The following is a 15,074-nucleotide window of genomic DNA, read 5'->3' as shown; positions in this document are numbered from 1 at the left end:
ATTAATAAGAATCTTTGTAAAGGTTTAAACGCCTTGTTTTAAGCTGGCTTCGATGAACGCATCTAAATCACCATCTAAAACTTTTTGGGTATTAGAAATTTCAACGTTGGTACGCAAGTCCTTGATACGGCTTTGATCCAGCACGTATGAACGGATCTGATGACCCCAACCCACATCACTCTTCGTTGCCTCTAACTTATCTTGTTCTGCCTGACGTTTGCGTAGCTCATGCTCATACAAACGAGACTTCAGCATCGACATGGCTTCGGCTCTGTTCTTATGTTGGCTTCGATCGTTCTGACACTGCACCACAATCCCTGTTGGGACGTGCGTTAGACGCACAGCGGAGTCTGTTTTATTAATGTGCTGTCCACCAGCACCTGAAGCGCGGTAGGTATCTGTTCGAATATCTGCGGGATTGATATCAATCTCAATCGAGTCATCGACCTCTGGATAAACGAAGACGCTGGTAAATGAGGTGTGACGTCCGTTAGCTGAGTCAAATGGCGATTTACGAACTAAACGGTGAACACCTGTTTCAGTTCTTAAATGGCCGTAGGCATATTCACCATCAATTTTGATCGTGGCACTCTTAATGCCGGCAACGTCACCGTCGGAAACTTCCAGCACCTCCGCTTTAAAGCCTTTGCGCTCGCAGTAACGTAAGTATTGGCGTAGCAACATACTGGCCCAGTCACAAGCCTCTGTTCCGCCAGCACCTGATTGGATATCAATGAAGCAAGAGCTTGGATCCATCGGGTTGCTAAACATACGTCGGAATTCAAGACCTTCGACTTGTTGGCGCATGGCATCGGTGTCAGCCTCAATCGATCTAATCGTATCGAAGTCACTTTCTTCCTTGGCCATTTCTAGAAGTTCTTGGCTGGCTGAGATGTTGTCAGTTAAGAAATTAATCGTTCCGACCACGCCATCTAGTAGCTTTTTTTCTCGACCTAAGGCTTGTGCCTGTTTAGGATCATCCCAAATTTTGGGATCTTCAAGAGTTTGATTGACCTCGACTAAGCGTTCTGCTTTGTTATCGACGTCAAAGATACCTCCGAAGTTCATTCGTACGGGTACGAAGATCGTCGAGGGTGTTGGTAATGAGATTGAGTTGTTCAGCTTCCATAGCGCAAGATTATAAAGCCTCGTCGAGTGCTTCTATATGTAATTGTGCTCTTGCAACCCCTTGGTAATAGTCTGTTACCAGCCTATATGCCAATTTGGCGGGGTTTGGCAGGGTTTGAGCCCTAGAGAACCAGATGGCATTGAGAACCTTGGAATCACTCAAACCATTCTGTTTAATGGCCTTTAACTGGAGTCTCAGGTGCTTTTCTTGGATGAGTGTCTGACTTATAACCTCAAATTCACCAAAAAATACCGGCGCAGGGAAGCCTTGCCCCCATGTTTCATTACCCAGCATGGCACCAAATTCAGGCTCCATTAATTCAGGCTCCAGAAAACCATCATGAACCAGTTGTCGCTGAAGTGTTTCTTCTGTCATCAGGTTTTTGGCAACGCTCTCAAAAGTCGCTTTGAAAAAATCAAAACTATCTTTCCGAATGGTTAGACCTGCTGCCATGGCATGACCACCAAATTTGAGTATCAAGTCCGGATGTTTCTTGGATACGATGTCTAAAGCATCTCTTAAATGAAAGCCTGTAATGGAGCGACCAGAACCTTTTAGAACGCTTTCACCTGCTTCTTCGCCTGGGGCAAATATCAGAGTAGGGCGATGGAAGCGCTCTTTGAGTCTTGAGGCCACAATGCCAATAACCCCTTGATGCCAATCGGCATTTTCTAAACAAACGGTGGCTTGAGAGCCTACTTGGATATCGACCAAGCTGGCTAAGGCAGTTTCTTGCATACCCGCTTCAATGGTGCGACGTTCACGATTCATGCGATCCAGTTCGCGAGCCAGTTGCAGTGCTTCTTCTTGAGAATCCGTCAGAAGACATTGAATGCCTAAAGACATATCGGCTAATCTTCCTGCGGCATTGAGTCTAGGGCCAATCGTAAATCCAAGATCAAAGGTGCTGGCTCTGGACGGATCTTTTCCAGCAGCAATATAGAGTGCTTGGATGCCAGGTTGCATCAAGCCGTGTTTGATTCTTTTCACGCCGTTCGATACGAGAACCCGATTGTTGCGATCTAAAGAGGCTACATCAGCCACTGTACCTAAGGCTACAAGATCTAACAGGTTTTCTAGGCGCGGTTGAGTTTCTGCAGTAAAAGCACCCCTGGCTCTTAACTCCGCTCTCAAAGCGATCAATAAATAAAACATCACGCCAACGCCAGCTAGAGCCTTACTTGGAAAGCCGCAGTTGGGTTGATTGGGGTTCACTATCCAAGCTGCTTGCGGTAAGGTATCGGATGGCAGATGGTGATCTGTTACTAGAACTTCCATGCCGAGTTCATTGGCTCGCTGAACACCGGCCAAGCTCGCTATACCGTTATCCACAGTGATCAAGATGTCGGGTTTATGTTCACGCTGCGCGGCTAAATCGACAACTTCAGGCGTTAAACCATAACCCAGCGTAAATCGATTCGGAACAAAGTAATCGACTTGTATGTCCCAGGGGGCACCAAGGGCTCTGAGGCCTCTCATACCAACCACGCAAGCGGTAGCACCATCGCAGTCATAGTCAGCCACAATCAAAATTTTCTGACGTTCCTGAATCGCTGTTGCGAGGTACTCGGCAGCTTTTTCGCAATGGGTTAATTCGGATGGGGGAATCAGGTTCTTTAAATCAAGCGAGAGTTCTTGAGCTTCCTCAATGCCACGAGCAGCCCAAAGCTTCGCTAGGACAGGGTGGATGCCTGCAGCCTTTAAGGAATTGAGGTGTTCTTCTTTAAAACTTCTTTGAGTCAGTTTCATAGTCATCGTGGAAGCATATCTTTAAGAGGGGGAGTGCTAGGTTTTTTCCAAAATAAAAAACCTACATGAGGTAATTGATGACGTGTTATCACTTGACTGCGTTCTTGACCATCTGGAAAGTCAAGCAACTGAATACTATCTATTTTTTTACTGATCAATTGACTGCATGCCATCTGCCAAATAGATTCCGCGTCAGGATGCTTGATAGAAATCAATGACAGCAAGTTATTGAGTGGGGCATGTTCCAAATCAATCATATGGTCTTTATTCAAGTGCTGGGCAATCACACCCATGCAGTTGTCCAAGCTATGAATTTTCTTAGCCTTTAAAAGGCTGGCGTGAGGTTGGATATCTTGAAGAGATCCCATGCCACTGATCCAAACAGAGTTGATTGCAAGCATGTCGCGAGACTGTCTAGCCTGATTAACAGGGTGATCAAACCAAATCATTTGAATTTCATTTTGCCATTTGCGCCACTGACGAGCTAACCCAGGTTTAGTCGTGTCAGCAGGCATCCAGTGATCGATGTTTCTGCCTTGTGCTTGTTCGATACTCACGGTTGATAAAGAAGCTAAAGCAGGAGATTCAATGAACCAGCGATCTGCTTGAGGACGGTAAACCGCCTCAGCCATTTCAGAAAAAATATCCTTGACCGCATCAAATAAAGCGTCTGATTCTTCAGAGGTAATTTCTAAAATACTAGGGTTGGTTAAAACCAGGTGGTCTCTTGCAGCATGAATATGGATTGGTTCGATCCGCGCGATACAAGCTGTATCCGATGGCAATAAGCCTAGCGCTTTGAGTTCCATTGGTGCGCTGGAATTCCTCTGACCTAAGAGGAATTTCTCATAAGGGAGCCCTCTTTCTAAGGAGGCCTCTTCTTCGGTATCGGTGATTACCAATGTATATGTCATAACCCTGATTTTAGGTTGCATTTAGACCTTCTGTCCAAGAGACGGCTAAACTAGTCAAATGATGAATTGGCCAATAGAACTTGAAATTGCATGGCGCTATACGAGCGCTAGGAAAAAAGCCGGAAAAAACAAAGAAACTGGCTCAAAAGATGAGTTTTTATCATTTATCTCATCTGTATCGATGATTGGCATTGCTTTAGGCGTTGCAGCCCTGATTGTGGTCCTATCAGTCATGAATGGCTTTCAAAAAGAGGTTCGGGATCGCATGTTATCGGTCTTATCTCATGTCGAAATCCATGCTCCAACCGGCTTAGGTGATTGGCAACCACTTTTAAATAAAGTGCAAGAAAACAAGCAAGTCATCGGTGTAGCACCCATGATCATGTCTCAAGCCTTGGTTAGCCGAGGTGATGTGATGCGCGGCGTGGCTATTCGAGGTATCGATCCAGCTCTTGAGGGCCGCGTATCGGATATTCCCAAACATTTCATTCAGGGCCAGGTGACTGAATTGAAGCCTGGTGAGTTTGGTTTAGCTCTTGGTGCTGAACTGGCCATGATATTGGGGGTGCAGTTAGGTGATCGCATCACGATCATGGTGCCAGAGGGAGATATCAACCCAGCTGGTATGACTCCTCGCATGAGAACATTCAAGTTAGTAGGGATTGTGGATAGTGGTCATTACGAGTTTGATAGCACGCTGGCAGTGGTTCACTGGAAAGACGCAGCTGCTTTGCTCCGCTTGGATGGGCCATCAGGCTTGCGTCTCAAATTAGAAGATATGCAAACAGCGGCAAAAGTGGCTGACCAGCTCGCTCTCCAACTCCCAGGTTTATGGGTTAAAGATTGGACCAGACAAAATAAAAACTGGTTTGCTGCCGTACAAACTGAAAAACGCATGATGTTCATTATTCTGACCTTGATCATTGCGGTAGCTGCTTTTAACTTGGTTTCTACGTTGGTGATGACTGTCACAGATAAGCGTGGCGATATTGCTATCTTGAGAACAATGGGAGCATCGGCCGGTTTGATTCAAAGAATCTTCTTTGCCCAAGGTTTTATGATTGGCGCACTCGGTACCATCGGTGGAGTTGCATTGGGTCTCATCATTTCACTCAATATTGATGTCATCGTGCCGGTGATCGAAGCCATTTTTAGAGTCCAATTTTTACCTCGTGATATTTATTTCATTTCAAGTTTGCCATCTGATGTGAGAAGTGGCGATGTCATCACGGTTGGATTGATGGCATTTGGCCTATCTCTATTGGCAACGTTATATCCAAGTTGGAGGGCTGCTAGGGTTCAACCTGCCAGTGCATTGAGATATGAGTGATCACGCTATGACAAACCAAGCCATGAAATCCATCACGCTTTCCGCATGTAATCTATCCAAGACATATGGAGATGGAGATTCTGCAGTTCAGGTACTTCAGAATATTAATTTAGAGGTTCAGGCAGGGGAGAAGTTAGCCATCGTTGGTTCTTCTGGTTCTGGCAAAAGTACCTTATTGCATTTGTTGGGAGGTTTGGATCAAGCCACTCAAGGTCATGTCACCTTAGCAGGTCAAAGTCTAGAAAACCAAACAGAAGCTCAGCTGAATGAAATTCGTAATCGTCATCTTGGCTTTATTTACCAATTCCACCATCTCTTAGCAGAGTTCAGCGCTTTGGATAATGTGGCCATGCCTTTGCGTATTCGGGGGCTCTCATCCAGTTCTGCCAGAGAGGCGGCTCAAGAGATGCTGAGTAAAGTTGGCTTGGCGCATCGTATCGATCATCGTCCTGCTGCTTTATCCGGTGGTGAGCGCCAGCGAGTTGCTGTCGCTCGAGCTCTCGTGACGCAACCAAGTTGTGTATTGGCTGATGAACCGACGGGTAATCTGGATGCTGAAACAGCTGATGCTGTCTTTGACTTGATGCTGCAGGTTGCTAAAAATCAGGGTACATCGTTTGTGATTGTGACGCATGATCCATTGCGTGCGGCTAGATGTGATCGCATTCTGCGTTTAGATCATGGCGTTTTAAGAGCGCAATAAGATGGCTTTGTGTTTAGACACGCATTGCCATTTGGATGCGCCGGAGTTTGATTTGGATCGGGATGGCATGATCCAAAGAGCTGCCCAAGCTGGAGTAGATGGCGTCTTAATTCCTGCGGTTAAAGCCAGCGATTTTGAGTCTGTTAAAAAATTAGCGCACCATGCAGCCGAATATATGCCTGCCACGGTGTATACCTTGGGCATCCATCCTATCTTCACGCCGCAAGCCAAAGAGTCTGATATCAATCTCTTGAGAGCGGCCATCGAACAGTCGTTGGGTGATCCAAGATTTGTGGGGGTTGGTGAAATTGGTCTGGATTATTTTCTACCGGAGTTAGATCCTCATCATCAAGCTTTCTTCTTTGAAGCACAGTTGGACTTAGCAAAAGAATTCAATCTTCCTGTGATCTTGCATGTGAGGCGCTCTCAAGACGCCATCATTAAGGCCTTAAAAACCAGAAAGCTGTCAGGTGGTATTGCTCATGCTTTTAATGGTAGTTTTCAGCAAGCGGAAAACTTCATGAAGCTTCAATTTGTCATGGGCTTTGGTGGTGCGATGACGCATGATCGAGCTTTGCAGATTAGACGGTTGGCAAAGGACTTGCCAGCGGAGTCGATTGTTCTTGAAACCGACGCTCCTGATATTCCGCCTGTTTGGTTGGCGCATACAGAACTCCCTAGAAACGAGCCGGGTGAGTTACCTCAAATTTCTTCTGTTTTAGCAGAAATTCGAGGGGACTTGATCGCTCGTACGCAGCACATTTGTTCTCACAATGCTCTTCGAGTGATTCCCCGCTGGAATGACTTGATCGCTTCCTTACCTAAAGACTCAACCACCCATTAGATAGCTTGCGGTTTTTATTGACGGCATTCATGGCCGGGGAATCTCTTTTACTTTTTTTGCCGCAACTACCTTCAACAGAAGTATGGGCAGCTCTCTTGATAAGCCTAAGCATTGCTTTGCTACTTATCTTCTTTTTAAGAAATAAATTATTTTGGGTTGCTAAAAATTTTCAAGGTGGAGCGAGCTTCATTAATCATCAGAAAAATTATGGCAAGCTGTTGGCGGGTATTTTGCTGCTTGGCTTTTTAGGCTTTGCTTGGTCGGCCTATCTCACCCATGAAAGACTGCAACGATCCTTGAGTCCTGAATTGGAGGGAGTTGATCTACTGGTGACGGGGGTTGTTGATGGTCTTCCATCGCAAAACTCAGAAGGCATGCGATTCTCCTTTCATGTCGAGAGCGTTGAGATGGAAGGGAATTCAAACTTACTAGACCTTGCCACTTTTCCAAAGCGTCTCTCATTGGGTTGGTATTCAGGGTGGCGAGGCCATATCCAGTTACCTGAAATAAAGCCGGGGCAACGATGGCGACTGCCTGTTCGATTAAAAAGACCTCATGGTTTGATGAATCCCCATGGATTTGATTTTGAGCGCTGGATGTTTCAGCAAGATTTGGGTGCCAATGGTGCAGTGAGAGCGGGTGCAAAAGGTTTGCTTCGATCGTGGAAGCCGGCATTGCTTGATGAGTTTTCTGCCAGCTTTAAAACGTATGTTGAATTAATGCGCTGGCATCTCCGCGAGCGGATCAATGCAGGGGCACCTGACGGTGCTGCGTATGTTGGAGTTTTAATTGCATTGGTGATGGGTGAGCAAAATGCGATTGCACAAAGTGATTGGCGTGTCTTTAACGCGACAGGCATTGGCCATTTAATAAGTATTTCAGGTCTCCATGTCACGATGTTGGCGGGCATGGCGGCAGCATTGGCGAATCGTTTATGGCGAACAGGTTCATTGCCAATTTATTGTTCTGCGCAAAAAGTGGGGGCTCTTAGCGGCTTTATAGTGGCCTTGGTTTACACCTGGTTGGCAGGTTTTCAGATACCTGCTCAAAGAACCATGTACATGGTGGGGGTTGTTGCTGTCGCCATGTGGACGGGGCGTATCACGCGCTCTTTTGATATTTGGTGGTGGGCGTTATTGGTGGTCTTGTTGTTGGATCCCTGGGCAGCTTATACGCCGGGATTTTGGTTATCGTTCGGTGCAGTTGCTGCCATTCTGTTTGCGATGCCCGGTGAGGATGGTTTATCTGAGTGCGGTTATTCCAAGAGGCAGAAGTGGTGGCAGTCCTTCAAAGAAGCGAGTCGAGTTCAAGCCGTTGTCACGATTGCTTTATTACCTTTGACACTTTTTTGGTTTTCTCAAGTGTCAGTGGTTTCTCCACTCGCGAATGCATTTGCAATTCCCTTGATCAGTTTTATCGTTACGCCATTTGCAATGTTAGGTGCTGTATTGCCTCAACCGATCAATGAGTGGTGTCTATGGGTGGCGCACACCTGTATGGAGGGTGTGGCATGGTTTTTAAAGCCGATGTCGGCTTGGTTTTGGTCGGTAGCCCACCTTAAGCAACCTGATCTTTGGGTCATGGTGATCTCAATGGCTGGCATTGTGGTGGCAATTCGTCCGGGAGCATTATTAAAAACCTACAAAAGTCGTTTATTCGGCCTTTTGTGCTGCACGCCCTTATTACTTGCTCCAAGTTCACAACTCAAGCATGGGGAGTTCAGGGTCACCGTTTTGGATATTGGGCAGGGCACGGCTGTTTTAGTTGAAACAGCCAAACATCGCATGCTCTATGACACGGGCCCTAAAACCTCTGCAGAGTCAGATGCTGGGGAAAGAAATGTTCTCCCATTTTTAAGAGGTCAGGGGATCTCTTACATTGATCGATTAGCGATCAGTCACAAAGATACGGATCATGTGGGCGGCGGTTTAAGCCTGTTGAAGGAGATTCGCTTTGGGGATTTGTTGGGAACCTTGCCCGAGTGGCATTTTTTACTGAAGAAAGCCCAAACTTTAAACATGCCCGCTTTGCCTTGCCAAGCTGGTCAAGAGTGGTGGTGGGATGGGGTTTTATTCAAGGTATGGCATCCCGCCTCGGACATGACGTTTGCGAGCGTGCACCATTCTGGGAAGCCTAATGCACTAAGTTGTGTCATTGAGCTTAGAAATCATGCCTATTCGTTTTGGCTAACAGGGGATGTGGAGAAGGGTGGGGAGTTGCTGATAGCCAATGAATACATAGCGCCCAAGGAAGTGGCATCTATATTGCTTATACCGCACCATGGTAGTGCTACTTCTTCAACCTCGATTTTTTTGGACGCAATCGCCCCTCGTTGGGCTGTTGTTCAAGCGGGCTATCGCAATCGTTATCGCCACCCCAATCGTCAGGTTGTTCAGCGATATGTGGATAGAGACATCCCTATTCTTGAAACTGTCAAAACTGGCGCTCAAGTTTGGGAGTTCAGAGGCGATGGTCATCAGCAAACGTATTGGCGAGAGTTGCATAGAAGGTCATGGCACCAATAACAATTTAGTGCAGTGTGGGAGTTTTGTATGACAACAAAAGAAAGATCTTCGCCTTTTGATGAAATGCTCTTGGATGTTTTATCAAGGGATTTTAAAAATGCCCAACAGACCAGGCCCCACTATCAACAATTTGCCCATTGGCTTTCGCAACAAGGTGAATCCTATCTAAACGCTCGACGTGAAGAAGCCGACTTGATGTTTCGTCGTGTTGGGATTACGTTTGCTGTTTATGGCGAAAGTGGCGGGACGGAGAGAACGATTCCATTTGATTTGGTGCCGAGGATTTTTCCGGCTTCGGAGTGGAGCCGTTTAGAGCAAGGTTTAAAACAACGTGTAACGGCGCTAAATATGTTTTTACACGATGTTTATCACGCACAACACATTCTGAAGGCTGGCGTTATACCGAGAGAGCAAGTTATTAATAACGCGCAGTTCAGACCTGAGATGGTGGGTGTTGATGTGCCGATGAATATTTATGCTCATATTGCTGGTATCGATATTGTGAGGGCAACTCATGGCGAAAATATTGGAGAGTTTTTTGTATTAGAAGATAACTTGCGTGTCCCATCCGGCGTTTCTTACATGTTAGAAAATCGCAAAATGATGATGCGCTTGTTTCCGGAGTTATTTGCTCAGTATCGTGTTGCTCCGGTGGCTCACTATCCAGACTTGCTGCTCGATACATTAAGACAAACATCGCCCAGTCAGCGAAGCAATCCCACTGTTGTAGTTCTAACGCCTGGCATGTACAACTCCGCCTATTTTGAACATGCATTCTTGGCTCAGCAAATGGGTGTTGAATTGGTAGAAGGTAAAGATCTTTTTGTGGAAAAAGATATCTTGTACATGCGCACGACTCAAGGCGCTAAGCGAGTCGATGTTATTTACCGTCGCGTTGACGATGACTTTTTGGACCCTGAATTTTTTAGGTCGGATTCTTCATTGGGCGCATACGGTCTGTTACGTGCTTATAGAGCCGGTAATGTCGTGATTTGTAATGCGATTGGTACTGGGGTGGCCGATGACAAATCTATCTATCCTTACGTGCCAGACATGATTCGTTTTTATTTGGATGAAGAGCCTCTTATTGCCAATGTCCCAACCTATATGTGCCGAAAGCCCGATGAGTTGCAATACGTTTTAGACAATATGGCGAATTTGGTGGTGAAAGAAGTTCATGGTGCAGGTGGCTATGGCATGTTGGTGGGTCCAGCATCTACCAAAGCAGAAGTGGCTGTCTTCAAAGAGAAGGTCAAGGCAAATCCAGAGGGTTATATCGCTCAACCAACTCTAGCGCTATCAACTTGTCCTACTTATGTGGCGTCGGGCATCGCTCCCAGACACATTGATTTGAGACCTTTCGTGCTTTCTGGAAAAGAGGTCAGGATGGCGCCGGGTGGTTTAACCCGAGTGGCTCTCAAAGAAGGTTCTCTGGTTGTTAACTCTTCCCAAGGTGGCGGAACAAAAGACACCTGGATTTTAGAGCACTAAGCGCGGATAAAAATAAGGAGAACAACATGTTATCTAGAACAGCCGATCATCTTTACTGGATGTCACGTTATACCGAGCGTGCTGAAAATACCGCGCGCATGCTAGACGTTAACTATCAAATGTCTTTGCTGCCACAATCAGCTCAGGTTGCTGAGCAAGCTTGGCGAGCCTTATTGGAAATATCTGAATTGACACAAGCATTCGATGCCAACCATGTCTTAATGTCTCCACAAGATGTGATTCAGTTCATGGTGAGTGATATGAATAACCCGTCCTCCATTATGAGATGCCTTCAGGCAGCCCGAGAAAATGCAAGAGCGGTGAGAGGCTCTATGACCACAGAATTATGGGAGACCATTAACACCACTTGGTTAGAGGCTCAGAAAAAAATGCGGGATGGCACGCTAGAGTCAGCTCCTGCCGAGTTTTTTGAGTGGGTCAAGTTTCGGTCTCATCAAACTCGGGGTGTTCAACATGGCACCATGGTGCGCGATGAAGTCTATTACTTCATTCGTTTAGGTACCTTTATTGAGCGCGCTGACAATACCGCTCGTTTGTTGGATGTGAAATCGCTCACAGCAGAAAACATGCGTGATCACGGTAATGATTCAGTGGATGATTTTTACTATTGGGCAGCTATTTTGCGTTCCGTTTCTGCCTTTGAAATTTATCGCAAGGTCTATCGAGATGTCATCACGCCTGAGAGAGTGGCTGAGTTACTAATTTTGCGAGCTGATATGCCAAGATCTCTAGCAGCCTGTGTGAATGAGGTGGTGGATCTATTGGGTAAGGTCAGGAATTCTCATTCCAGCAGAACGATGACTCAAACTAGAAATTTATTGGCTGAATTACGAGATGCCAATATTCAAGAAATCCTTGAAAAAGGCTTGCATCCCTACTTAACCGAGTTTTTAGCTAAGGTGGGATTAATTGGTAGCGGGATCAGCCATGATTTCTTGGTGCCGATTGAAGAGATGGTTGCCTAAGAGCGCACTCGAAAAATTTAAAAATAGAAAACGACAGGGTGATATGACTTATTGTGTGGCAGTTCGTTTGGATGAGGGGTTGGTATTTTTATCAGATAGCAGAACCAATGCCGGTGTGGATGCGGTATCCAATTTTAGGAAGATGGTCATCTTTAATAAAGAGGGGGATCGTTTGATGGTTCTGATGTCCGCTGGCAATTTGGCGATCACTCAGGCGGTGAGGCACTACTTAAACCATCCTGAGCCAGATGCACCTAGTATTTGGAATGCGACTACGCTTTTTGAGGCTACCCAAGTTGTAGGTGATGTGGTCAGAAAGGTGAGAGATCGTGATGCCGATGAGCTTCAGAAATCTGGGATTGAATTCAATATCAACCTCATCTTTGGTGGACAGATCAAAGGACAGGCTCCATCGATCTTTCAGGTCTATGCTGCAGGAAATTTCATTGAGGCGACGGTTGAGACCCCATATTTTCAGATTGGGGAGGCGAAGTACGGTAAACCAATTTTGGATCGAGTGATTACGCCCAATACATCCTTAAAAGAGGCGGCCAAGTGCGCCTTGATTTCAATGGATTCGACATTAAAGTCAAATATCTCTGTAGGATTACCTTTGGATATGTTGATTTACCCCAATGATGACTTAACGGCCAATCACATGAAAGTGATCGATGAGCGGGACGATTATTTCAAAATGATTCATGAAACCTGGGGTAAAAGGCTGCGCCAAATTTTCTCGGAAATTGAAGATCCAGTCTGGTAGGGGCTTGGCAAGCTTTTAGTGACAAAAATGCGTAATTTTTGAACATTCTTTCCGGGTATCGCTATAATTGCGTATTACCCACTAAGCATATTCGATGACTAAATTCATCTTTGTTACTGGTGGTGTGGTTTCTTCCCTTGGGAAGGGTATCGCAGCCGCCTCCTTAGCCGCCATTCTCGAATCGCGCGGCCTAAAAGTCACCCTCTTAAAATTAGATCCTTATATCAACGTCGACCCAGGTACGATGAGCCCTCTCCAGCACGGGGAAGTGTTTGTGACCGAGGATGGCGCTGAGACGGACTTGGATTTAGGTCACTATGAACGTTTTGTTTCTGCCAAGATGCGCAAAAGCAATAACTTCACGACCGGTCAGATCTACGAATCCGTGATTCGTAAGGAGCGCCGAGGTGAGTATCTCGGTAAGACGGTTCAAGTTATTCCGCACATCACCAATGAAATCCAAAACTTCATAGAGCGTGGTGCTAAAGCTAGTCATGATGGTTTAACCGATGTAGCTATCTGTGAAATTGGTGGAACAGTCGGCGATATTGAGTCTTTACCGTTTTTAGAAGCGGCTCGTCAGATGAGTTTGCGCTTGCCGCAGGGCGATACAGCTTTCGTTCATTTAACTCTAGTCCCTTATATTGCTAGCGCTGGTGAGTTGAAAACCAAGCCAACGCAACATTCTGTCCAAAAGCTTCGCGAAATCGGCATCATGCCAACGGCATTGTTATGCCGTGCAGATCGCCCGATCCCTGAAGATGAGCGTGCCAAGATTTCTTTGTTTGCCAATATGCGTGAACAATCCGTGATTTCAGTTTGGGATGTGGACACGATTTACAAGATTCCTCAAATGCTCCAGGAACAGGGTTTGGATGAGCTGATTTGTCAGGAGTTGAGATTAAGCCCTAAAGCAGCTGATTTATCGGTTTGGAATGGTTTGGTTCATAGCTTAGAAAATCCTAAGCATGAAGTGACCATTGGTATGGTTGGTAAGTATGTTGATTTGACCGAGTCTTATAAATCATTGATTGAAGCTTTGCGTCATGCCGGTATTCACAATGAGACAAAGGTCGGCATTCGTTATATCGACTCTGAGAACTTGGAGCACGGTGATATTTCAAGCTTGCAAGGTTTGGATGCCATTTTGGTTCCGGGCGGTTTTGGTAAGCGTGGTACTGAAGGTAAGATTTCTGCTATTAAACATGCTCGTGAGAACAAGATCCCTTACTTGGGTATTTGTTTAGGTATGCAGTTGGCTGTGATTGAGTTTGCACGCCATGTAGCAGGTTTAAAAGGTGCTAACAGTACCGAGTTTGAGCCCAACGGTGAACATCCAGTTGTAGCATTGATTACGGAGTGGATGGATCGTGAAGGTCGTGTCGAGAAGCGTGATGAAGCTTCTGATCTCGGTGGGACCATGCGTTTAGGTTCGCAACGTTGCCCAATCAAGCCTAATACCTTGGCTGCTAAGATTTATGGCCCTGAAGTCAATGAGCGTCATCGTCACCGTTACGAAGTAAATAATATTTATGTACCTAAGTTAGAGTCTGCTGGTATGGTTATTTCTGCAAGAACGCCTAATGAAGAATTACCTGAAATGATGGAATTGCCAACAGCAACACATCCTTGGTTCTTCGGTGTTCAGTTCCATCCAGAATTCACCTCAACACCGCGCGATGGTCATCCATTGTTCTCAGCGTTTATTAAAGCGGCTTTAAACCATAAGGGTATTGCTTAAAGCAATGCTCTGGTTGAGTCCTACACGGAGTATCTGATGAAATTATGTGATTTTGAAATTGGTTTAGATAAGCGTTTCTTCTTAATCGCTGGTACATGCGTGATTGAGTCTGAGCAGATGGCGATGGATACAGCGGGTCAGCTAAAAGAAATTACATCGAGCTTAGGCATTCCATTTATCTATAAATCTTCGTTTGATAAAGCGAATCGTTCTTCAGGCACCTCATTCCGTGGCTTAGGTATGGAAAAGGGTTTAGAAATTTTGGCTAAAGTTAAAAAAGAGTTGGGTGTGCATATCTTGACGGATATTCACGACATCAGCGAGATCAAGCCAGTTTCTGCGGTGGTTGATGTGTTGCAAACCCCAGCTTTTTTATGCCGCCAAACAGACTTCATTCGTGCTTGCGCTCAAAGCGGTAAGCCAGTCAATATCAAGAAGGGTCAATTCTTGGCTCCTGGCGATATGAAAAACGTGATTGATAAAGCGCGTGCCGCCGCAAAAGAAGCCAACTTACCCGATGATGTTTTCATGGCGTGTGAGCGTGGTGCTTCATTCGGTTACAACAACTTGGTTTCTGATATGCGTAGCTTAGCGATCATGCGCGAAACCAACGCGCCAGTCGTATTTGATGCAACGCATTCTGTTCAATTGCCAGGTGGTCAAGGTACTAGCAGTGGTGGGCAACGTGAGATGGTGCCTGTCTTAGCTAGAGCAGCAGTCGCTGTGGGCATCAGTGGTTTGTTTATGGAGACACATCCTAACCCTGCAAAAGCCTTATCGGATGGCCCCAATGCAGTGCCATTAGGTCGCATGAAAGATTTATTAGCTACGTTGGTAGCGCTAGATAACGTTGTTAAAACAGGCAACGTATTTTTAGAAAAAGATTTTCAATAAATTAA

The 15,074-nt window shown here is 45.8% G+C and carries 11 protein-coding genes and 1 pseudogene; 9 read left to right on the top strand and 3 right to left on the bottom strand.

What is annotated here, in order from left to right:
• Positions 1 to 24: 24 nt before the first annotated feature.
• From prfB to ICN28_RS01780, 3 genes are all read right to left on the bottom strand, one after another.
• Positions 25 to 1,129 (bottom strand): peptide chain release factor 2 gene (gene prfB / locus ICN28_RS01790; RefSeq protein WP_216285788.1). Its coding sequence is split into 2 segments (ribosomal slippage): positions 25 to 1,056 and positions 1,058 to 1,129, totalling 1,104 coding nucleotides; the frame shifts between segments, so codons are not numbered across the junction.
• A gap of 9 nt (positions 1,130 to 1,138) precedes the next feature.
• Positions 1,139 to 2,884 carry a single-stranded-DNA-specific exonuclease RecJ gene (recJ, locus tag ICN28_RS01785; RefSeq protein ID WP_216285787.1) on the bottom strand — a complete coding sequence of 582 codons (1,746 nt, stop codon included), beginning with the start codon at positions 2,882 to 2,884 and terminating at the stop codon, positions 1,139 to 1,141.
• On the bottom strand, positions 2,881 to 3,813 hold the full coding sequence (locus ICN28_RS01780; RefSeq protein WP_216285786.1) for a hypothetical protein: 933 nt from the start codon (positions 3,811 to 3,813) through the stop codon (positions 2,881 to 2,883). Before ICN28_RS01780 ends, recJ begins: the two co-directional genes overlap by 4 nt.
• Before the next feature lie 40 nt (positions 3,814 to 3,853).
• Here ICN28_RS01780 and ICN28_RS01775 point away from each other — a divergent pair, with 40 nt between their 5' ends.
• The 9 genes and pseudogenes from ICN28_RS01775 to kdsA all read left to right on the top strand — a co-directional run bounded on the left by ICN28_RS01775 (position 3,854) and on the right by kdsA (position 15,069).
• Positions 3,854 to 5,122 (top strand): lipoprotein-releasing ABC transporter permease subunit, encoded by a 1,269-nt coding sequence (locus ICN28_RS01775; RefSeq protein WP_216286835.1) that lies wholly within the window; start codon positions 3,854 to 3,856, stop codon positions 5,120 to 5,122.
• Entirely contained in the window at positions 5,115 to 5,825 is a 711-nt protein-coding gene (gene lolD, locus ICN28_RS01770; protein WP_255536080.1) for a lipoprotein-releasing ABC transporter ATP-binding protein LolD, read from the top strand. Before ICN28_RS01775 ends, lolD begins: the two co-directional genes overlap by 8 nt.
• Position 5,826: 1 nt before the next feature.
• Positions 5,827 to 6,669, top strand: a complete 843-nt coding sequence (locus ICN28_RS01765) for a TatD family hydrolase (protein ID WP_216285785.1) — start codon at positions 5,827 to 5,829, stop codon at positions 6,667 to 6,669.
• 29 nt (positions 6,670 to 6,698) lie between these two features.
• Entirely contained in the window at positions 6,699 to 9,194 is a 2,496-nt protein-coding gene (locus ICN28_RS01760) for a DNA internalization-related competence protein ComEC/Rec2 (protein ID WP_216285784.1), read from the top strand.
• A 63-nt stretch (positions 9,195 to 9,257) separates the two neighbouring features.
• Positions 9,258 to 10,685, top strand: a complete 1,428-nt coding sequence (locus tag ICN28_RS01755) for a circularly permuted type 2 ATP-grasp protein (RefSeq protein WP_255536143.1) — start codon at positions 9,258 to 9,260, stop codon at positions 10,683 to 10,685.
• Positions 10,686 to 10,711: 26 nt separating this feature from the next.
• Positions 10,712 to 11,671 (top strand): alpha-E domain-containing protein, encoded by a 960-nt coding sequence (locus ICN28_RS01750; protein ID WP_216285782.1) that lies wholly within the window; start codon positions 10,712 to 10,714, stop codon positions 11,669 to 11,671.
• 43 nt (positions 11,672 to 11,714) lie between these two features.
• Positions 11,715 to 12,431 (top strand): annotated as a pseudogene (locus tag ICN28_RS01745) (peptidase); the annotation flags it as partial.
• A gap of 97 nt (positions 12,432 to 12,528) precedes the next feature.
• The gene (locus ICN28_RS01740) at positions 12,529 to 14,175 is read left to right on the top strand and encodes a CTP synthase (protein ID WP_216285780.1); all 1,647 of its coding nucleotides are present in this window, start codon (positions 12,529 to 12,531) and stop codon (positions 14,173 to 14,175) included.
• Between the two features lie 36 nt (positions 14,176 to 14,211).
• Positions 14,212 to 15,069 (top strand): 3-deoxy-8-phosphooctulonate synthase, encoded by an 858-nt coding sequence (gene kdsA, locus ICN28_RS01735; protein WP_216285778.1) that lies wholly within the window; start codon positions 14,212 to 14,214, stop codon positions 15,067 to 15,069.
• Positions 15,070 to 15,074: the final 5 nt, after the last annotated feature.

This window comes from Polynucleobacter sp. 30F-ANTBAC (assembly GCF_018882385.1).
GTDB lineage: Bacteria > Pseudomonadota > Gammaproteobacteria > Burkholderiales > Burkholderiaceae > Polynucleobacter.
This window is presented reverse-complemented; position numbering and strand designations above follow the sequence as displayed.

What these genes read in the sequence shown, in the direction of transcription:
- ICN28_RS01740 (WP_216285780.1), top strand. Translation starts at nt 12,529, where the DNA reads ATGACTAAATTCATCTTTGTTACTGGTGGTGTGGTTTCTTCCCTTGGG.
- ICN28_RS01765 (WP_216285785.1), top strand. Translation starts at nt 5,827, where the DNA reads ATGGCTTTGTGTTTAGACACGCATTGCCATTTGGATGCGCCGGAGTTT.
- ICN28_RS01775 (WP_216286835.1), top strand. Translation starts at nt 3,854, where the DNA reads ATGAATTGGCCAATAGAACTTGAAATTGCATGGCGCTATACGAGCGCT.
- ICN28_RS01750 (WP_216285782.1), top strand. Translation starts at nt 10,712, where the DNA reads ATGTTATCTAGAACAGCCGATCATCTTTACTGGATGTCACGTTATACC.
- recJ (WP_216285787.1), bottom strand. Translation starts at nt 2,884, where the DNA reads ATGACTATGAAACTGACTCAAAGAAGTTTTAAAGAAGAACACCTCAAT.
- lolD (WP_255536080.1), top strand. Translation starts at nt 5,115, where the DNA reads ATGAGTGATCACGCTATGACAAACCAAGCCATGAAATCCATCACGCTT.
- ICN28_RS01780 (WP_216285786.1), bottom strand. Translation starts at nt 3,813, where the DNA reads ATGCAACCTAAAATCAGGGTTATGACATATACATTGGTAATCACCGAT.
- ICN28_RS01755 (WP_255536143.1), top strand. Translation starts at nt 9,258, where the DNA reads ATGCTCTTGGATGTTTTATCAAGGGATTTTAAAAATGCCCAACAGACC.
- ICN28_RS01760 (WP_216285784.1), top strand. Translation starts at nt 6,699, where the DNA reads ATGGCCGGGGAATCTCTTTTACTTTTTTTGCCGCAACTACCTTCAACA.
- kdsA (WP_216285778.1), top strand. Translation starts at nt 14,212, where the DNA reads ATGAAATTATGTGATTTTGAAATTGGTTTAGATAAGCGTTTCTTCTTA.